The 17,735-nt window shown below is 65.8% G+C and carries 19 protein-coding genes; 12 read left to right on the forward strand and 7 right to left on the reverse strand.

What is annotated here, in order from left to right:
* Positions 1–109 precede the first annotated feature (109 nt).
* The gene (locus AC07Q9_RS26565; protein WP_495312399.1) at positions 110–1,228 is read left to right on the forward strand and encodes an ABC transporter substrate-binding protein; all 1,119 of its coding nucleotides are present in this window, start codon (positions 110–112) and stop codon (positions 1,226–1,228) included.
* A 7-nt stretch (positions 1,229–1,235) separates the two neighbouring features.
* Here AC07Q9_RS26565 and AC07Q9_RS26570 read toward each other — a convergent pair whose 3' ends face one another.
* The gene (locus AC07Q9_RS26570) at positions 1,236–1,679 is read right to left on the reverse strand and encodes an acyl-CoA thioesterase (RefSeq protein WP_139701454.1); all 444 of its coding nucleotides are present in this window, start codon (positions 1,677–1,679) and stop codon (positions 1,236–1,238) included.
* Positions 1,680–1,721: 42 nt separating this feature from the next.
* Here AC07Q9_RS26570 and AC07Q9_RS26575 point away from each other — a divergent pair, with 42 nt between their 5' ends.
* Positions 1,722–3,557, forward strand: a complete 1,836-nt coding sequence (locus AC07Q9_RS26575; protein ID WP_495312360.1) for an ABCB family ABC transporter ATP-binding protein/permease — start codon at positions 1,722–1,724, stop codon at positions 3,555–3,557.
* Between the two features lie 49 nt (positions 3,558–3,606).
* Entirely contained in the window at positions 3,607–4,545 is a 939-nt protein-coding gene (locus AC07Q9_RS26580; RefSeq protein ID WP_495312361.1) for a 2-hydroxyacid dehydrogenase, read from the forward strand.
* A 109-nt stretch (positions 4,546–4,654) separates the two neighbouring features.
* Here AC07Q9_RS26580 and AC07Q9_RS26585 read toward each other — a convergent pair whose 3' ends face one another.
* On the reverse strand, positions 4,655–6,097 hold the full coding sequence (locus AC07Q9_RS26585; RefSeq protein ID WP_495312362.1) for an amidase: 1,443 nt from the start codon (positions 6,095–6,097) through the stop codon (positions 4,655–4,657).
* Between the two features lie 61 nt (positions 6,098–6,158).
* On the opposite strand from AC07Q9_RS26585, the gene AC07Q9_RS26590 reads away from it, so the two are divergent.
* The 5 genes from AC07Q9_RS26590 to AC07Q9_RS26610 all read left to right on the forward strand — a co-directional run bounded on the left by AC07Q9_RS26590 (position 6,159) and on the right by AC07Q9_RS26610 (position 10,729).
* Positions 6,159–7,148 (forward strand): LysR substrate-binding domain-containing protein, encoded by a 990-nt coding sequence (locus tag AC07Q9_RS26590; RefSeq protein ID WP_153280726.1) that lies wholly within the window; start codon positions 6,159–6,161, stop codon positions 7,146–7,148.
* 382 nt (positions 7,149–7,530) lie between these two features.
* Positions 7,531–8,430, forward strand: coding sequence for an amino acid ABC transporter substrate-binding protein (locus tag AC07Q9_RS26595; RefSeq protein ID WP_062471058.1), 900 nt, complete (start codon positions 7,531–7,533; stop codon positions 8,428–8,430).
* Between the two features lie 96 nt (positions 8,431–8,526).
* Positions 8,527–9,255 carry an amino acid ABC transporter permease gene (locus tag AC07Q9_RS26600; RefSeq protein ID WP_492679104.1) on the forward strand — a complete coding sequence of 243 codons (729 nt, stop codon included), beginning with the start codon at positions 8,527–8,529 and terminating at the stop codon, positions 9,253–9,255.
* Position 9,256: 1 nt separating this feature from the next.
* Positions 9,257–9,946 carry an amino acid ABC transporter permease gene (locus AC07Q9_RS26605; protein WP_495312363.1) on the forward strand — a complete coding sequence of 230 codons (690 nt, stop codon included), beginning with the start codon at positions 9,257–9,259 and terminating at the stop codon, positions 9,944–9,946.
* 45 nt (positions 9,947–9,991) lie between these two features.
* On the forward strand, positions 9,992–10,729 hold the full coding sequence (locus AC07Q9_RS26610) for an amino acid ABC transporter ATP-binding protein (RefSeq protein ID WP_056576214.1): 738 nt from the start codon (positions 9,992–9,994) through the stop codon (positions 10,727–10,729).
* A gap of 69 nt (positions 10,730–10,798) precedes the next feature.
* On the opposite strand, the gene AC07Q9_RS26615 is transcribed toward AC07Q9_RS26610, so the two are convergent.
* The 4 genes from AC07Q9_RS26615 to AC07Q9_RS26630 are packed head-to-tail and all read right to left on the reverse strand — an operon-like array spanning position 10,799 to position 14,742.
* Complete coding sequence (locus tag AC07Q9_RS26615) at positions 10,799–11,737, reverse strand: nucleoside hydrolase (RefSeq protein WP_495312364.1); 939 nt, start codon at positions 11,735–11,737, stop codon at positions 10,799–10,801.
* 46 nt (positions 11,738–11,783) lie between these two features.
* Positions 11,784–12,821, reverse strand: coding sequence for a DctP family TRAP transporter solute-binding subunit (locus tag AC07Q9_RS26620; protein WP_062471046.1), 1,038 nt, complete (start codon positions 12,819–12,821; stop codon positions 11,784–11,786).
* A 41-nt stretch (positions 12,822–12,862) separates the two neighbouring features.
* The gene (locus AC07Q9_RS26625; protein WP_495312365.1) at positions 12,863–14,161 is read right to left on the reverse strand and encodes a TRAP transporter large permease; all 1,299 of its coding nucleotides are present in this window, start codon (positions 14,159–14,161) and stop codon (positions 12,863–12,865) included.
* Complete coding sequence (locus AC07Q9_RS26630; RefSeq protein ID WP_495312366.1) at positions 14,158–14,742, reverse strand: TRAP transporter small permease; 585 nt, start codon at positions 14,740–14,742, stop codon at positions 14,158–14,160. The genes AC07Q9_RS26625 and AC07Q9_RS26630 overlap by 4 nt, the downstream gene beginning before the upstream one ends.
* 462 nt (positions 14,743–15,204) lie before the next feature.
* On the opposite strand from AC07Q9_RS26630, the gene AC07Q9_RS26635 reads away from it, so the two are divergent.
* From AC07Q9_RS26635 to AC07Q9_RS26650, 4 genes are all read left to right on the forward strand, one after another.
* Positions 15,205–15,813, forward strand: coding sequence for a hypothetical protein (locus AC07Q9_RS26635; protein ID WP_495312367.1), 609 nt, complete (start codon positions 15,205–15,207; stop codon positions 15,811–15,813).
* Between the two features lie 132 nt (positions 15,814–15,945).
* Positions 15,946–16,362 carry a hypothetical protein gene (locus tag AC07Q9_RS26640; RefSeq protein WP_495312368.1) on the forward strand — a complete coding sequence of 139 codons (417 nt, stop codon included), beginning with the start codon at positions 15,946–15,948 and terminating at the stop codon, positions 16,360–16,362.
* 39 nt (positions 16,363–16,401) lie between these two features.
* Positions 16,402–16,734 (forward strand): hypothetical protein, encoded by a 333-nt coding sequence (locus AC07Q9_RS26645; RefSeq protein ID WP_495312369.1) that lies wholly within the window; start codon positions 16,402–16,404, stop codon positions 16,732–16,734.
* Between the two features lie 252 nt (positions 16,735–16,986).
* Positions 16,987–17,301, forward strand: coding sequence for a hypothetical protein (locus AC07Q9_RS26650; protein ID WP_495312370.1), 315 nt, complete (start codon positions 16,987–16,989; stop codon positions 17,299–17,301).
* Positions 17,302–17,314: 13 nt separating this feature from the next.
* Here AC07Q9_RS26650 and AC07Q9_RS26655 read toward each other — a convergent pair whose 3' ends face one another.
* Entirely contained in the window at positions 17,315–17,650 is a 336-nt protein-coding gene (locus AC07Q9_RS26655) for an SMI1/KNR4 family protein (RefSeq protein WP_495312371.1), read from the reverse strand.
* Between the last annotated feature and the right edge of the window lie 85 nt (positions 17,651–17,735).

Genomic DNA, 17,735 nt, shown 5'->3' on the forward strand with positions numbered 1-17,735 from the left:
CACGCGGGCGATGCGTGCTACTGAAAAAGTAGCATTCGGGCCGACGCGCCGGCATGCTTTGGGCTTACTCGCGGGCACGCTCGCGGCGCCCTCGCTGGTGTTGGCGCGCGTGCGGCCGTTGCGCATCGGGGTCATCGGCTCGTGGTCAGGGCCCTATGCGGGCGGTGGGCGCCAGTTCGACGCCGGCATGGCGGTCTGGCTGGCCGATCACAAGCAGCAGATCGCGGGCCGGCCGGTCGAACTGCTGCGCCGCGACGTGCCCGGCAGCGCGCCCGAACAGGCGCGGCGCCAGGCGCAGGACCTCATCGAGAGCGAGCGCGTCGACCTGCTCACGGGGCTGGACTTCAGCTCCAACGCCTACGCCGTCGGCACCGTCGCCACGCAGGCCCGCGTGCCGACCGTGATCATGAACGCCGCCTCCTCGGGCATCCCCGGGCGCTCGCCGTTCATGGTGCGGGTGTCGTTCACCATCGCGCAGGTCACGGCGCCGCTGGCGCGCTGGGCGTTGCAGCAGGGGCTGCGCGACGTGTGCACCGTGGTGGCCGACTACGCCTCGGGCGTGGACGCCGAGAGCGCCTTCGTCTCCGGCATCACCGCGGGCGGAGGGCGCGTGGGCGCGATGCTGCGCGTGCCGCTGAACACGCTCGACTATTCGGCCTACATGCTGCGCCTGCGCGAGCTCAAGCCGCAGGCCGTGTTCTTCTTCCTGCCCTCGGGCCAGATGCCGGCCATCTTCCTGAAGTTCTGGCGCGACCGCGGCATGGCCGACACCGGCATCCGCCTGCTCGCGACGGGCGACGCCACCGACGACCACTACCTGGACGGCATCGGCGAACTGGCCGAGGGGCTCATCACCAGCCACCACTATTCCTTCGCCCACGAGTCGCCGGCCAACCGGCGCTTCGCGGGCGCCTTCGAGGCCGAGTACGGCAGCCACCTGCGCCCGGGCTACTTCGCCGTGGCGGCACACGACGGGCTCGCGGCCATCGATGCGGCGCTGAGCGCACCGGGCGCGCGCGGCGGCAAGGCGGGCGCCGAGCGGCTGGTGGATGCGTTCCGCGGCCTGCAACTGGACAGCCCGCGCGGGCCGGTCGAGATCGACGCCCACACGCGCGACGTGGTGCAGTCGGTCTACATCCGCCGTGTGGAGCGGCGCGACGCGCGCTGGATCAACCGCGAGTTCGAATGCTTCGAGCGCGTGCGCGACGCCGGCATGGGCGTCGCCTGAAGGCGGCTCAGGCCGCCGGCTGTTCGATGGGACGGGGGCGGCCGTTGTCGTCTATCGCCACGTAGGTGAAGGTGGCCTGCGTCACCTTGATGTACTCACCCTGGGCGCGGAAGCGCTCGGCGAACACCTCGACCGTCACCGTGATGGAGGTGCGGCCCACGCGCACCAGCTTCGAATAGAACGAGAGGATGTCGCCCAGCCGCACCGGCTGCTTGAAGATGAACTCGTTGACCGCCACCGTGGCCTGGCGGCCCTTGGCGTAGCGCGCCGGGATCACCGAGCCGGCCAGGTCGCACTGCGCCATGACCCAGCCGCCGAAGATGTCGCCGTTGGCGTTGCAGTCGGCCGGCATCGGGATGACCTTGAGCACCAGCTCCATGTCGGTGGGCAGGCTCTTGAGGGTGGCGGCGGCGGCCGCTGCGGCGGAAGCGGCACTGGAAGGGGTGGACATGGGCACAATCTGAAGCAACAACAACACCCACGATTGTCCCCCATGCGCCGAAGCGGCGAAGCCCTTTCCTCCTCTCCCCATGCGCCTGGCGGCCACCCGCCCGCGCGCTCCGACCGTTCCGACTGGGCGACCCTGCGCCGCCTCTTTCCCTATCTCTGGCAGTACAAATGGCGCGTGATGGCCGCGCTGGCTTTCATGGTGGGCGCCAAGGTGGCCAACGTGGGCGTGCCGGTGCTTCTGAAGAACCTCATCGACACGATGACGCCCAAGCCCGACATGGCGCAGGCGCTGCTCATCGTGCCGATCGGGCTGCTGCTGGCCTACGGACTGCTGCGCTTTTCCACGGCGCTCTTCGGCGAGCTGCGCGAGCTGATCTTCGCCAAGGCCACTGAAGGCACGGCGCGGCAGATCGCGCTGGAGGTGTTCGGCCACCTGCACTCGCTGAGCCTGCGCTTTCACCTGGAGCGCCAGACCGGCGGCATGACGCGCGACATCGAGCGCGGCACGCGCGGCGTGCATTCGCTCATCTCGATGTCGCTGTACAGCATCGTGCCGACCATCATCGAGCTGGCGCTGGTGCTCACCATATTGGGCGTGAAGTTCGACGCGCTGTTCGTGTGGATCACGGGCGTGGCGCTGGTGCTGTACATCACCTTCACCGTGACGGTGACCGAGTGGCGCACACAGTTCCGCAAGACCATGAACGAGCTCGACTCGATGGCGCAAAGCCGCGCGGTCGATTCGCTGCTGAACTACGAAACGGTCAAGTACTTCAACAACGAAGACTTCGAGGCGAAGCGCTACGACGCCAGCCTCGACCGCTACCGCAAGGCCGCCATCAAGAGCCAGCGCACGCTGAGCATGCTCAACACCGGCCAGCAGCTGCTGATCGCCGTGAGCCTGGTGCTGATGCTGTGGCGCGCCACCTCGGGCGTGGTCGAAGGGCGCATGACGCTGGGCGACCTGGTGATGGTCAACGCCTTCATGATCCAGCTCTATATTCCGCTCAACTTTTTGGGCGTGATCTACCGCGAGATCAAGCAGAGCCTGACCGACCTGGACAAGATGTTCGTGCTGATGGAGAAGGAGCGCGAGGTGCGCGACGCGCCCGGTGCGCAGCCGCTGGCGGGCGTCGACTCGACCATCCGCTTCGAGGACGTGAGCTTCGCCTACGAGCCCGATCGCCCGATCCTCAAGCACGTGAGCTTCGAGATTCCTTCCGGCAAGACGGTGGCCGTGGTCGGTCCCTCGGGCTCGGGCAAGTCGACGCTGGCGCGCCTCTTGTACCGCTTCTACGACGTGCAGCAAGGCCGCATCACCATCGGCGGCGAAGACATCCGCGCCGTGCAGCAGTCCAGCGTGCGCCGCGCCATCGGCATCGTGCCGCAGGACACGGTGCTGTTCAACGACACGGTCGAATACAACATCGCCTACGGGCGCCCCGGCGCCACGCGCGACGAGGTCGAGGGCGCCGCACGCGCTGCGCGCATCCACGACTTCATCTCGGCCACGCCCAAGGGCTACGAGACGACGGTGGGCGAGCGCGGCCTGAAGCTCTCGGGCGGCGAGAAGCAGCGCGTGGCCATCGCGCGCACGCTGTTGAAGAACCCGCCGATCGTGATCTTCGACGAGGCCACCTCGGCGCTCGACTCGGCCAACGAACGCGCGATCCAGTCCGAGCTGCGCAGCGCCGCGCAGGGCAAGACCACGCTGGTCATTGCGCACCGCCTCTCGACCGTGGTCGAAGCGCACGAGATCCTGGTGCTCGAATCGGGCGTGATCGTCGAGCGCGGCACGCATGCCGATCTGCTCGCGCAGCAGGGCCGCTACGCGCAGATGTGGGCTTTGCAGAAGAGCGAAGCAGTGCCGATGCTCTAGCCCGATCATTCACCCCTTCTTTCTTTTCACCGACCCCAGGAGTTCAGACGTGTCGACCAAGATTCCCCTGCTGGTGCTCAACAGCCTCTCGAGCGCCCACCAGGCCCAGATTGCCGAGGTCTACGACATGACCTACGCCTTCGGCGACGCGCAGCGCGCCGCCGCCATCGCCGAGCACGGCGCCAAGTTCCGCGCGGTGCTGACCATCGGCGTCATCGGCCTCACGCCCGCCGAGATCGACGCCATGCCGGCGCTCGAGCTGGTCTGCTGCATGGGCGCGGGCTATGAAGGCGTGCCGCTCGAGGTCACGCGCGCACGCGGCATCGCCACCGCCAACGGCGCGGGCACCAACGACGACTGCGTGGCCGACCACGCTTTCGGCCTGCTCATCAGCATCGTGCGCGAGTTCCGCACGCTCGACCGGCTGTGCCGCGAAGGCGTGTGGCGCGAAGCCATTCCGCAGCCGCCGAACGTGTCGGGCAAGAAGCTCGGCATCCTGGGGCTGGGCACCATCGGCCAGAAGATCGCCAAGCGCGCCGCCGCCTTCGACATGGCCATCGGCTATCACAACCGCAAGCCGCGCGAAGGTGCCACGCACCGCTATTTCGACGACCTGAAGTCGCTCGCCACCTGGGCCGACTTCCTGGTGCTGGCCGCGCCGGGCGGGCCGGCCACGAAGCACCTGGTCAACGCCGAGGTGCTCGACGCGCTGGGGCCGCAGGGTTATCTCGTGAGCATCGGCCGCGGCAGCGTGGTCGACACCGAGGCGCTGGCGAAGGCGCTGCGCGAACACCGCATCGCGGGCGCGGGCCTGGACGTGTACGAGAGCGAGCCCAAGCGCCCCGAGCCGCTCATCGGCCTGGACAACGTGCTGCTCACGCCGCACATGGCGGGCTGGTCGCCCGAGGCCACGCAGAAGTCGGTGGACCACTTCCTCGCGAACGCCCAAGGGCACTTCGCGGGGCGCGGCGTCGTGACGCCGATCTGAGTGTCTTGCTCCTTCCCCCTCTGGGGGAAGGTTGGGATGGGGGCGGGCAGGGCGCCCGATGGATGCGCCGCGTGCCCCCACCCCCGCCCTCCCCCGGAAGGGGAGGGAGTCAAGCCAATGCAGAGGGGCGGTGCGCCGCCCAGCCGCAAGCCTGATCGTAGGCATGCCCCAGCCGCAGCACGTCGAGGTCCGCATGGATCGGCCCGGCCAGCTGCAGGCCCATCGGCAGCCCGCCGTCGCCGAAGCCCGCGCGCACGTTGAGCGTGGGCAGGCCCGCCAGCGTGAAGGGCGTGACGATCTCCATCCAGCGGTGGTAGGTGTCGCTCTTCACGCCGTTCACCTCGGCCGGCCAGTGCAGCTCGGCGTCGAACGGGAACACCTGCGCCGTCGGCGCGACCACGAAGTCGAAGCGCTCGAAGAGCTTCAGGAACGCGCGGTACACGTTCGAGCGGTAGTGCGAGGCCTGGTACAGCGAGGCGGCGTCCAGGTGCCGGCTCTGCTCGATCTCCCATTGCGCCTCGGGCTTGAGCTGCGCGAACAGCTTCGGGTCGCTCAGGTAGGCGCCAAGCTTGCCGCCCACCAGCAACTGGCGCAGGCGCAGCCAGGCGCTCCAGTTGTGCTCGCGCGGCACGTCGAGCGTGCAGGGCTCGACCTCGCAGCCGATGGTGCGGAAGGTGTCGAGCGCCTGCTCGCCGAGTTCGCGCACGCCCGGCGCCAGCGGCAGCTCGGGCCAGAGGCTGCCGAGCCAGCCGATGCGCAGGCCGCGGCCGTCGCCGTCCAGCTGCAGGTCGTCGGGCGAGGGCAGGGCGTGCGGCGACGACAGCGGCACGCGCGTGTCGAAACCCGCCTGCACGGCCAGCAGCCGGGCCGTGTCTTCCACGGTGCGGCCCATCGGGCCTTCGCAGCCCAGCTGCTGGAAGAAGAGTTCCTGCTCCGGGTCGCCGGGCACGCGGCCGCGCGAGGGGCGCAGGCCGATCACGTTGTTGAAGGCGGCGGGGTTGCGCAGCGATCCCATCATGTCGCTGCCGTCGGCCACGGGCAGCATGCCCAGGGCCAGCGCCACGGCCGCGCCGCCGCTGCTGCCGCCCGCGCTGCGATCGGGCGCGTAGGCGTTGCGCGTGACGCCGAACACCGTGTTGTAGGTGTGCGAGCCGAGCCCGAACTCGGGCGTGTTGGTCTTGCCGATGACCACGGCGCCGGCCGCGCGCATCCGCGCCACATGCAGGCTGTCGGTGCGCGCGGGCGAGCGCGGCGACAGCGGCGAGCCCATCGAGGTCGGCAAGCCGGCGGCGTGGCTCAGGTCTTTCACGGCCAGCGGAAAGCCGTGCATCCAGCCGCGCCGTTCACCGCGCGCCAGCTCGGCGTCGCGTTCGTCGGCCTCGGCCAGCAGCTGGGCGGGGTCGCGCAGGGAGACGATGGCGTTGAAGCGCGGATTGAGCGCGTCGATGCGGGCGAGCGACGCCTGCATCACCTCGCGGCAGGACACGTCGCGGGCCGCGATCTTGCGCGAAAGTTCGGTGGCGCTGAGGTCAGGCAGGTCGTCGAAAGGCATGGCGCATGCGGGAAAAGGAGGGGGCGCCCAGTATGGCGCGGCGCTCGCATAATCGCCGCGTATGGAAACAAAGTGGCTCGAAGACTTCATCAGCTTGGCGGAAACCCGCAGCTTCAGCCGCTCGGCCCAGTTGAGGCACGTGACGCAGCCGGCGTTCTCGCGGCGCATCCAGGCGCTCGAGGGATGGGCCGGCACCGACCTGGTCGACCGCAGCTCCTACCCCACGCGCCTCACGCCCGCGGGCCAGACGCTGTACAGCCAGGCCATCGAGATGCTGCAGTCGCTGCAGAGCACGCGCGCCATGCTGCGCGGGCACTCGGCCGCCGGCCAGGACGTGATCGAGATCGCCGTGCCGCACACGCTGGCCTTCACCTTCTTTCCCTCGTGGGTCACCAGCCTGCGCGAGCACTTCGGGCCCATCAAGAGCCGGCTCATTGCGCTCAACGTGCATGACGCGGTGCTGCGGCTGGTCGAGGGCAGCTGCGACCTGCTCATTGCCTACCACCACCCCTCGCAGCCGCTGCAGCTGGACGCCAACAAGTACGAGATGGTCAGCCTGGGCGAGGAAACCGTCGCCCCCTGGGTCAAGGCCGATGCCGAAGGTGCGCCGCGCTACCGGCTGCCGGGCCGCCCGGGCCAGCCGCTGCCCTACCTGGGCTATGCGCCGGGCGCCTACCTCGGGCGCGTGGTCGACCAGCTGCTGAAAGAGTCGGGCACCGCCATCCACCTCGACCGCGTCTACGAGACCGACATGGCCGAAGGCCTGAAGGTGATGGCGCTCGAAGGCCACGGCATCGCCTTCCTGCCGCAGAGCGCGGTGCGCAAGGAGATCAAGGCGCGCAAGCTCGTGAGTGCGCTGCCGCCCGAGATCGACAGCCTCGAGGCCAAGATGGAGATCCGTGCCTACCGCGAGCGGCCCAGCGCGCCGGTTCCGGTGAAGGCCGGCGCCAGCCGGTCGGCGGCACGGGCCGGGTTGTCGGAAAGCATGCAGCCCAAGCGCACGGCCGACGCGCTCTGGTCGTACCTCGTCGGGACCCAGCCGCCGCACTGAACGAGCGTGAACGGCGGGTAGATTTGTGCACTGCACAATCTATAAGCACCACGCATACGGCCCCCCGCAATCAGCATTGGCGGCGAGGCCGCGCCGCCACTACAGTCGCGGCAGTTTTTTTCGGCCGTTGCACGCCGGGGATCGCCGGTCGCTGCTTGCGCCACGCACACAGCCGCCCCCACGCGGGCACAAAGGCTGCTTAGCGAAAGTCGGACAATGCGAAATGTCTGGATTGCACCAGGCTGGCGCTTCGATGGGCGCGGCCGGTGCGAGGCGGGCGGCGATGCCCGTGGAATGCACCGGGTTGGTCCGGGTATCCCGCAAAATGCGAGTGTCTAGAATTTCGTTCTATTTGTTTCAGTCACCCTCAGGAGCTTTTCGTATGAAAAAACAAGTATTGGCATTGGCTGTCGCAGCGCTCGCCACCAGCGGCGCCTTCGCGCAGGCCAATGACACCCTGGCCAAGATCAAGGCCTCGGGCACCATCACCGAAGGCGTGCGTGAGTCCTCCGGCCTTTCGTACACGCTCGGCAATGGCCAGTACACCGGCTTCCATTACGACGTCTGCGCCAACATCATCAAGGACCTGGAGAAGGCCGCCGGCAAGAAGCTCGAAGTCAAGTACCAGCCCGTGACTTCGCAGAACCGCATCCCCCTGGTGCAGAACGGCACCGTGGACATCGAGTGCGGCTCGACCACCAACAACGCCACCCGCCAGAAGGACGTGGCTTTCGGCGTGACCACCTACGTCGAAGAAACCAAGATCGTCGTCAAGGCCAACTCGGGCATCAACTCGCTGGCCGACCTGAAGGACAAGACGGTCGCCACCACCACCGGCACCACGCCGCTGCAGACCGTGCGCAAGCAAAAGCGTGCCGAGAACCTGACCTTCAAGGAGGTCTACGGCAAGGACCACTCCGACAGCTTCCTGCTGCTGGAAACCGGCCGTGCCGACGCCTTCGTGATGGACGGCTCGATCCTGGCTGCCCTGGCCGCCAAGTCGAAGTCGCCCAAGGACTACAAGATCCTGAACGACGTGCTGGCCGTGGAACCCATCGCCATCATGATCCGCAAGGACGACCCGGCTTTCAAGAAGGCCGTGGACGACAGCATCAAGGCACAGGCCAAGTCGGGCGAACTCGCCAAGCTGTATGACAAGTGGTTCCTCAAGCCGATTCCCCCGGCCAACGTGACCATCAACCTGCCGCTGGGCGAAGCCACCAAGAACGCGTGGGCCAACCCGAACGACAAGCCCGCCGAAGAGTACGTCACCAAGGAATAAGCGCGCGTCGCTGCGTGAATGGACGCCCACCTTTCACGGTGGGCGTTTCTTTTCAAGGGACGGTTTTTCGAAAAGAAGCTGAAGGAGTAAACACACATGGGAAACTGGGATTGGCAGGTCTTCCTGCAAGACCCCGGGGGGGAATATCCGAGCTACCTGCAATGGATGCTCTCGGCCTGGGGCTGGACGGTGTCGGTCGCGCTGCTGGCGCTGATCGTCGCGCTGGTGCTCGGCTCGCTGATCGGCATCATCCGCACGCTGCCCGACAGTCCGTGGCTCGTGCGCTTCGGCAATGCATGGGTGGAGCTCTTTCGCAACATCCCGCTGCTGGTTCAGATCTTCCTCTGGTACCACGTGATTCCGGCGCTCATCCCCGTGATGAAGGGCGTGCCGAGCTTCATCCTCGTGGTGCTGGCGCTGGGCTTCTTCACTTCGGCGCGTATCGCCGAGCAGGTGCGCTCCGGCATCCAGGCGCTGCCCAAGGGCCAGCGTTATGCGGGCATGGCGGTGGGTTTCACCACGCCGCAGTACTACCGCTACGTGATCCTGCCGATGGCCTACCGCATCATCATCCCGCCGCTCACGAGCGAGACGATGAACATCTTCAAAAATTCGTCCGTCGCGTTCGCCGTGTCGGTCACCGAACTCACCATGTTCGCCATGCAGGCGCAGGAAGAAACCTCGCGCGGCATCGAGGTCTACCTGGCGGTGACGGCGTGCTACGTGGTGTCAGCGCTCATCATCAACCGCCTCATGGCGTTCATCGAGAAGAAGACCCGCGTGCCGGGCTTCATCGTCTCGGCCAGCGGCGGCGGAGGACACTGACATGATGAATCTCGACCTGTCCTTCTACAACTGGGACGTCATCAGCAACTTCGTCATCAAGGGCTTCTACTTCAGCATCATGCTGACGGTGGTGGCCACGATCGGCGGCGTGATCTTCGGCACGATCCTGGCGCTCATGCGCCTGTCGGGCAAGAAGTGGCTCGATACGCCCGCGGCCATCTACGTCAACGGCATGCGAAGCATCCCGCTGGTGATGGTGATCCTGTGGTTCTTCCTGCTCGTGCCGGCGTCGTTCTATTCGCTGTTCGGTTCGCTCGGCTCGAACTACCGCTCGGAAATCTCGGCGGTGATCACCTTCGTGGCGTTCGAAGCGGCGTACTTCAGCGAGATCATGCGCGCGGGCATCCAGTCGATCCCGCGCGGCCAGGTGAACGCGGGCCAGGCGGTGGGCATGACCTACGGCCAGAACATGCGCCTCGTGGTGCTGCCGCAGGCCTTCCGCAACATGCTGCCGGTGCTGCTCACGCAGACCATCATCCTGTTCCAGGACACCTCGCTGGTCTACGCCATCGGTGCCTACGACATGCTCAAGGGCTTTGAAACGGCGGGCAAGAACTTCGGCCGTCCGATCGAGGCCTACCTGCTGGCGGCGGTCGTGTACTTCGCCATGTGCTACGCCCTTTCCTGGCTGGTGAAACGCCTGCACAAGAAAATCGCCATCATTCGCTGATCGAGTTGGCTGAACTGAACCGGAGAGAAACAAATGTCCGAAAAAATGATTGAAATCAAGAACGTCTCCAAGTGGTACGGCCCGGTGCAGGTGCTCAACGACTGCTCGGTGAACATCTCCAAGGGCGACGTGGTGGTGGTGTGCGGCCCGTCGGGTTCCGGCAAGTCCACGCTCATCAAGACCGTGAACGCGCTCGAGCCCTTCCAGAAGGGCGAGATCACCGTCAACGGCATTCCGCTGCACGACCCCAAGACCAACCTGCCCAAGCTGCGCTCCAAGGTCGGCATGGTGTTCCAGCACTTCGAGCTGTTCCCGCACCTGTCGGTGACCGAGAACCTCACGATCGCGCAGATCAAGGTGCTGGGCCGCACGCCCGACGAAGCCAAGACCCGCGGCCTGAAGATGCTCGACCGCGTGGGCCTGATGGCGCACAAGGACAAGTTCCCCGGCCAGCTGTCGGGCGGCCAGCAGCAGCGCGTGGCGATCGCCCGTGCGCTGTCGATGGACCCGATCGTGATGCTGTTCGACGAACCCACCTCGGCGCTCGACCCCGAGATGGTCGGCGAAGTGCTCGACGTGATGGTGAGCCTGGCCAAGGAAGGCATGACCATGATGGTGGTCACGCACGAAATGGCCTTCGCCCGCAAGGTCGCGAGCCGCGTGATCTTCATCGACGTGGGCGGCAAGATCCTCGAGGACTGCCCGAAGGACGAGTTCTTCAACCACCCGGAAAACCGTCAGCCGCGCACCAAGGACTTCTTGAACAAGATCCTGCAGCACTGATCCGCTGCCGCGCTCCAAACAAAAAGCCACGCTGTCCGCAGCGTGGCTTTTTTCATGGGAGCGCCTTGTTCAGGGCAGCCGTGCGATGTGCTCCGTCAGCAGATCGAAGAACCCCTGCGCATCGCCGTCGATGACCCAGTGCACGTTCGCGGGCCGCTTCAGGCTGCCGTGCCAGTCGGCCACGGTCTGGCCGAAGCCCATGCCTTCGCGGCTGTCGATCTCGACGTGGATGCGGCGGCCCTGGAACAGGTCGGGACGCAGCAGGTAGGCCGTCACGGTGGCGTCGTGCACCGGGCCGCCCGGCATGCCGTAGTGGGCCATCTCCTGCGGCGCGTAGGCGTCGAGGATGTCGGCGACGATCGCGCCCGCGCGGTTGCCCAGCTGGCGCAGCCGCGCGATGCGCGCCTCGCTCGTGAGGATCTTGTGCGTCACGTCCAGCGGCAGCATGGTGATCGGCACGCCACTTTTCAGCACCGCCTCGGCCGCATGCGGATCGGCGAACACGTTGAACTCCGCCACCGGCGTGATGTTGCCGCCGTTGAAATGCGCGCCGGCCATGAGCACCAGCTCGCGCAGGCCGCGCACGATGTCGGGCGCCTGCTCGAGCGCCAGCGCGAGGTTGGTCTGCGGGCCGAGCATGGCGAGCGTCACGCTGTGCTCGGGCGCGGCGCGCAGCGTGCGCACGAGGTAGTCGACGGCATGGCCTTCGGCCAGCGGCACGGCGGGCTCGTGCACGGCCACGCCGGTGAGGCCTTCGCGGCCGTGGATGTTGGCGGCGTAGATCGGTGTGCGCTGCAGGGGCCGCTCGGCGCCCGCGTAGACCGGAAGCTCCGGCCGTCCGGCCCATTCGCAGGCCAGGCGCGCGTTGCGCGAGGTCTTGGCCAGGGGAACATTGCCCGCCACCGTGGTCAGCGCCTGAATCGCCAGCGATTCGGGCGCCGCCAGGGCGAACAGCAGCGCGATCACGTCGTCCGCGCCGGGGTCCGTGTCGATGATCAGGGTGTGCATGGCGACATTGTCATGCCGCCCCGATCCACCGACGGCGATGCGCGGCTTACTTCGCGCGTGCGGCGATGGCCTTCTCGGCCTTGGCCACCAGGTCGACGCCGACGGTCGACTTCCACTTGTCGTACACCGGGCGCGTGGCCTTCACAAAGGCGTCGCGCTCGGCCGGCGTGAGGTTGGTCACCGTCACGCCCATGGCCGCGATGTCTTTCAGCACCGGCTTGTCGGCTTCGACCAGGCCCTTGCGCGCGATGGCGATTTCCTGCTTGCCGGCGTCGAGCGCGGCCTGGCGCACGATGGCCTGGTCGGCCGGCGTCCACGAGGCCCAGATTTCCTTGTTCACGACGAACACCAGCGGGTCGGCCACATAGCCCCAGGTGGTGACGAACTTCTGGCCCACCGTGTGCATCTTGAGCACGGTGAACAGGAACAGCGGGTTCTCCTGGCCGTCGACCGCGCCGCTGGCGAGCGCGGGCTGCGCGTCGGCCCAGCTCATCTGCGTGGGGTTGGCACCCAGCGCGGTGAGCATGTCGGAGTAGATGGGCGAGCCCACCACGCGGATCTTCATGCCCTTGATGTCGGCCGGCGACTTGATCGGCTTCTTCGAGTTGGTGATTTCGCGGAAGCCGTTCTCGCCCCAGGCGAGCGGCACCACGCCGGCCTTGTCGAGCGTCTTGAACATGTCCTTGCCCACCTCGCCCTGCGTGAGCGCGTCGATGGCCGCATAGTCGGGCATCAGGAAGGGCATCGAGAACAGGTTGAGCTGCTTCACTTGCGGCGACCAGTTGATGGTCGAGCCCACGGCCATGTCGATCACGCCCTGGCGCAGCGCGCTGAACTCGCGCGTCTGGTCGCCCTGGATCAGCGACACGCCCGGGTACAGCTTGATGTTGATGCGGCCCTGGGTGCGCTCCTTCACGAGGTCCGCCCAGATCTTGCCGGCCTGGCCCCACGGCGTGGGCGGGCCCAGCACCAGCGACATCTTGTACTCGGGCTTGTAGGTGGCCTGCGCCATCGCGCCGGTCGAGAACAGGCCGAGCGTGGCGGCGACGGCGGCAAGGCCCAGCAGGGTGCGGCGGAATTTCATGAGAGAGGTCTCCTCTTTGTCTGTCGATGGATCGAAAAAAATCAGTAGCCCAGCTTGCGCGGCAGCCAGAGCGCGAGTTCGGGGAAGGCGATCACCAGCACCATCACCACGAACATCGAGAACAGCATCCAGCCCACCCACTGCACGGTTTCTTCCATGCGCACCTTGGCGATGCGGCACGAGACCATGAGGTTGACCGCCAGCGGCGGCGTGAACTGGCCCAGCGCCACCTTCAGCGTGAGGATCACGCCGAACCACACCGGGTCCCACTTGTAGTGCTGCACGATGGGCAGCAACAGCGGCACGAAGATCAGGAAGATCGACACGCCGTCCAGGAACATGCCCACCGTGATCAGCAGCAGGATCAGCAGCGCCAGGATGCCGTACTCGCCCAGCCCCGAATTCACGATGGCGCGCGTGACCGGATCGATGACGCCGAGCGTGGACAGCGAGTACGCGAAGATGCCCGCCAGCGACACCACCAGCAGGATCACCGCCGACAGCTCGCCCGACTCGCGCAAGATCACGAACAGGTCGCGCACCTTGATCGTCCGGTGGATGCACATGCCCACGAACAGGCCGTAGAACACGGCGACCACGGCCGCCTCGGTCGGCGTGAACCAGCCCGCGCGCATGCCGCCCAGAATCAGCACCGGCGCCGCCAGGCCCCAGATCGCTTCGCGAAAGCTCTTCCAGAACGGCGGGCGCGGCAGCGTCGATTCGAGCGCGCCCATCTTGTGCTTGCGCGCCAGCCACACGGCCGGAATCATCAGCGCCAGGCCGGCCATGATGCCGGGGATCATGCCGGCCGCGAACAGCGCCGGCACCGAGGCGCCGGGCACCAGCACCGAGTACACGATGAACGCGACCGAGGGCGGAATCAGGATGTCGGTGGCCGCCGCGGCGCCCACCACGCTGGCCGAGTACGCGGCCGGATAGCCGGCACGGCTCATGGCCGCGATCATCACCGCGCCCACGGCGGCGGCGTTGGCCGGGCCCGAGCCCGAGATGCCGCCCAGGAACATCGCCACCGCAATCGCCACCAGCGGCAGCATGCCGGGGCCGCGGCCCACGATGGCGATGGCGAAGTTGACCAGGCGCAGCGCCACGCCCGAGCGGTCGAAGATGGAGCCGACCAGCACGAACATCGGAATCGCCAGCAGCGGGTACTTGCCCAGGCCGGCGTAGAAGTTCTGCGGCACGGCCAGCAGGCCGAACCACTGGGCGTCGGCGTTGGCCAGCGCGATGCAGGCCGCGCCCGCCAGGCCGAGCGCGGCGCCGATGGGCACGCCCACCAGCATCATCACGACGAAGGCGACGAAGAGCAGGGTGGCGATCACTTGGCGTCGCCCTTCTTGCTGTTGTTGTCGTCAGACTTGTAGTTGGTCTTGCGCCCGCGCCGCACCATCAGGCCGATGGCGCGCCCCGCGATCGCGAACGACACGATGGGCAGCCAGATCGAATACCACCAGGCGGGCAGGCCGATGCCGGGCGTGGTTTCCTCGAAGCGGTAGTCGTCCCAGACCATGCGGATGCTGAGCGCGCCGATCAGCGCGAACAGGATGGCGATCATCAGCGCGCCGAACTGCGCCAGGCGCTTGCGCCGCGCCATGGAGCCGCTTTCCGAGAAATACTCGATGCGGATGTGCCGGTCGCGCGCCACGGCAGCCGAGCCGGCCACCAGCGCCAGCATGATCATGAGGAACACCGAGAACTCCTCCGTCCACGCGAAGGACGAGTCGGTGAAGTAGCGCACGATGACGTTGGCAAACGTGATGAGCGCCAGCGCGCCCATGATGAGGACCGTGAGCCAGTCTTCGATGGCGAGGGGAGCCTTGGTGGGTTCGTCGGCGGCTTCGATGTCGGGGGGGAGGGGACTGGCGGCGTCCAGCGTGGGGCCGGACTCGGGAGGAGTTGTCATCGCAGGAAAGGGCAGCTGAGGCAGGCGCCAAGTCACCGGGCGGACGCCGGGACGCGATCCGTACACCTTGACAGGCGAGCAGCGCTCGATGCTAGGGGGTCAATGACCATTCATATATCGGGGGTTTCCTTAGCTGTGGCGGTGTGTTGACGGCTTTGGTCGGGGGCCTTCGGGGTGCGTGCACAGGACACCGGGTACTCCCCTCCGCGAATGTCCCCCGCCTTCGGCTCCTCCTTGATTTCGCTGCGGGGAGCACCCGATGTCCTGCGCACGATGAGTGCGGCTGTGGCGTTGGCGGTTCGACCGCTGCGGTGGATTGCAGATGGATGTGCGGGGGGTACCACTGAGCTCTTGTGAGAGACAGGCAGTGGACAAGCAGACGTCCGAAGGGCTGGTGTCGGTCGCGGTCGACTTCGGTATGACTGCGTGCAGTGTCCGCTTCAGACTGGTTGTTGATGTTCGATGGCGCTGGTCGGACGGGTACCATCGGCCACAACCAGTCGTGCGCTGTACCAGCAAAATGCGACAAAAAATGCAGCGATGACCTTGGGGGTGAACATGAGCAACACAGAGATGCTGTCTTACGTAGGCGCCCTAACTGGTGTCATCGGCGCTATCGCGGGTATTGCTGGTTCGATCATGGGGTACTTCAGTCTGAGGCGAACCGGTGAGATCAAGGCACTTGAGCTTCGTCTGGAACTTGTGAAGGCTGCGACAGACGTCTTTCAGAAAATCGATAGCGTCGGCGATCTTCTCGCTCGGGCCAAGAAATCGCGGGATGCCGTGGCCGCCGCAACGGGTATGTATCACTCCGGCGCCAGGCAAGTTTGGCTGCGCCAGTTCGAGGCAGACCACGAGTCACTGAATTCGATCAACGAATCTTTCGACGAACTGAACGTTGATTTCTCAAGCTTCAGTTTGCGTGAACTCGAGAGGTCAATTAGTGAGTTGTATGGACTTCGCACTTTCCTCGACGGCATTGCCCAAAGAAATGCTCAGTTGATCGCCGAAGACGATCTCAGTCGCGAGGTAATCCGCAGTCGGACGGGTGGCGCTTCGCTTCATAGCTAGGTTGACGCCTGACCGCATTCGGTCAGAAGTAGTTACTTGGCGTAGAGGCAGAATTTGCTCCAGAGCAGTCGGTTGCCGCCGGCAGCTTACAGGCCACCCCGTAGATTCCACCAGCCGCTTTGACTCACCAGCATGAATCCGATTGACCATGTTCTGTTCCGAGCAGCGTTCCGCACGGAGCTCGGCGAGGAAAGGTATCGCCGATTCGTAGCGGCTGGAACCACACCGCGACTCCGATACTGGCAAGAGGTCGAACTCAAGAAGTTTTTCGTAGCCCATCCCGAATACCAGATGGACGTTACGCAGCTCGCAGACGCGTTGAGGATCTGCGAGCTGCACGATGGTTTGCTGCAGTCCGAAGTCGTCGAGGTGCTCGATGGATACATCGACGTCAGCCAGACATACCTCGATGCGAGGCGAGACACGTTTCCGCATGCAGCCGCTGATCCCGTGTCGACAGAGGGCCGCATGAATATGCCTGCACGTGTGAGCGTTTGGTACTGCACCGCTTGTCGTGCGGTGCGCACGACCTGGATGAACGAGCGCTGACGGCCAGAACCAGTCATTGGCAACGCCGGGCTAAATATCATGAATAGATACGACGACAACCCATTTCTAAGGCTCTTGGACTGCTACATCCTGGACGCGATTGGGGAGCTCGGCGACGACCAACGAGAAACCCTGGCGGCTCTTGAACCCAAGCTCCGCCAAACCTTGAGTGCGAGCGGGTCGTGGCAAGAGTTGGTGGCGGCACAGATGAACTTCGTCGATACGGTTCCCGAGAAAATGCGCTCGTTCTGGCGCGGCTACATCGAAGCGGCGAAGGTGCAGGGCCACCAAGCTGTACCCGGCGACTTCGTGAAGTCATTTGTGAGTCAGAACTTTCCACACTTGGAAAGCGGGGGCACTGTACTTCAATGAGGCGCTTTCCCTCCGTCTCGGGCTGCTTAGGTCCCGGTGCACGCGGCACAATCAGCCGAACCGTGGGGGGCCGGACCCGGCCAGGACCAGCCGTTCGGTGCCGATGCAGAATTTGCCCGGTAGCGGACCTTCGAAGCTGGTTCCGAATCCTGGTCCAGGCCAACCATCAAGCGGGAGAACTCCCTGACAACACCGCCCTTTCGCCCTGAACAGTTCGTCAAGCGTCCCGGATTGGCCAAGACTGAGACAGACTTGCGAAGGTGGCTGCGCGAAGTGCCCGTTCCGGAGCGAGTCGTATTCCTGCGTGCGCTCTGGCCAAGAAACTTCGCGTTCTGCCTGTCGCTCGCAAAGTCATCGCAGTTGCCAGTCGAGAATGTCCTGGACCTGCTCCGCGAATGGCTGGGCAGCGGGGAGGTCAATGCCGCAAGGGGGCTGCTTGAAGCCATTGAACCTCTGGTTGGTGAAGCGAAATTCTGGGCAGTAGCGCGAGACGCAAAGATGACTCCTCAGATGCGCAACATGCTCGAGTACCAAAGCCGCGGTCGCCTCGGCCCACACGACAACTGACGGCCAGCAACAGTCATTCGGCCAGCCCGCGAAGCAGGAAGTGCTCAATGGAAGGTGACAGCGTCCGTATCTCTCCGTCAGCTTCAACGACGACCGCCTGAGTCATTGGGTCAAGCCCGAAAGGCTGACCCCCTCCGTCCCATCCGATGACAAACATGTTCGAGTGCCAGTAGCCGGCGCCTCGTTCCTGCTCAAACTTCCTGTGCGAGGCAGCAAGATGCTCGATGTCGTCGACCCATTCGCTGCCGACGACGCCGCCACCGCACTCCGTGAGGAACCAGCGAAAGTCTTCTGGAATTGGGCCGAACTCCTTGTCGAAGAAGCTGAGGGCGCCTTCGGCAGCGGGCACATATCGAATTTCCTGGGGTCGAGCCGACCAGAGCTTCAAAATGAGTGCGCGAGACGTGGGATGCATTCTGCTGAAGCTACCATGA

It is taken from the genome of Variovorax sp. GW821-FHT09A10 (assembly GCF_059418385.1).

Bases quoted from the DNA above. Each gene is read 5' to 3' on its own strand.
- AC07Q9_RS26570 (WP_139701454.1), bottom strand. From the start codon at position 1,679: ATGTCCACCCCTTCCAGTGCCGCTTCCGCCGCAGCGGCCGCCGCCGCC.
- AC07Q9_RS26575 (WP_495312360.1), top strand. From the start codon at position 1,722: ATGCGCCGAAGCGGCGAAGCCCTTTCCTCCTCTCCCCATGCGCCTGGC.
- AC07Q9_RS26585 (WP_495312362.1), bottom strand. From the start codon at position 6,097: ATGCCTTTCGACGACCTGCCTGACCTCAGCGCCACCGAACTTTCGCGC.
- AC07Q9_RS26590 (WP_153280726.1), top strand. From the start codon at position 6,159: ATGGAAACAAAGTGGCTCGAAGACTTCATCAGCTTGGCGGAAACCCGC.
- AC07Q9_RS26595 (WP_062471058.1), top strand. From the start codon at position 7,531: ATGAAAAAACAAGTATTGGCATTGGCTGTCGCAGCGCTCGCCACCAGC.
- AC07Q9_RS26600 (WP_492679104.1), top strand. From the start codon at position 8,527: ATGGGAAACTGGGATTGGCAGGTCTTCCTGCAAGACCCCGGGGGGGAA.
- AC07Q9_RS26605 (WP_495312363.1), top strand. From the start codon at position 9,257: ATGATGAATCTCGACCTGTCCTTCTACAACTGGGACGTCATCAGCAAC.
- AC07Q9_RS26610 (WP_056576214.1), top strand. From the start codon at position 9,992: ATGATTGAAATCAAGAACGTCTCCAAGTGGTACGGCCCGGTGCAGGTG.
- AC07Q9_RS26615 (WP_495312364.1), bottom strand. From the start codon at position 11,737: ATGCACACCCTGATCATCGACACGGACCCCGGCGCGGACGACGTGATC.
- AC07Q9_RS26620 (WP_062471046.1), bottom strand. From the start codon at position 12,821: ATGAAATTCCGCCGCACCCTGCTGGGCCTTGCCGCCGTCGCCGCCACG.
- AC07Q9_RS26630 (WP_495312366.1), bottom strand. From the start codon at position 14,742: ATGACAACTCCTCCCGAGTCCGGCCCCACGCTGGACGCCGCCAGTCCC.
- AC07Q9_RS26635 (WP_495312367.1), top strand. From the start codon at position 15,205: ATGGCGCTGGTCGGACGGGTACCATCGGCCACAACCAGTCGTGCGCTG.
- AC07Q9_RS26640 (WP_495312368.1), top strand. From the start codon at position 15,946: ATGAATCCGATTGACCATGTTCTGTTCCGAGCAGCGTTCCGCACGGAG.
- AC07Q9_RS26645 (WP_495312369.1), top strand. From the start codon at position 16,402: ATGAATAGATACGACGACAACCCATTTCTAAGGCTCTTGGACTGCTAC.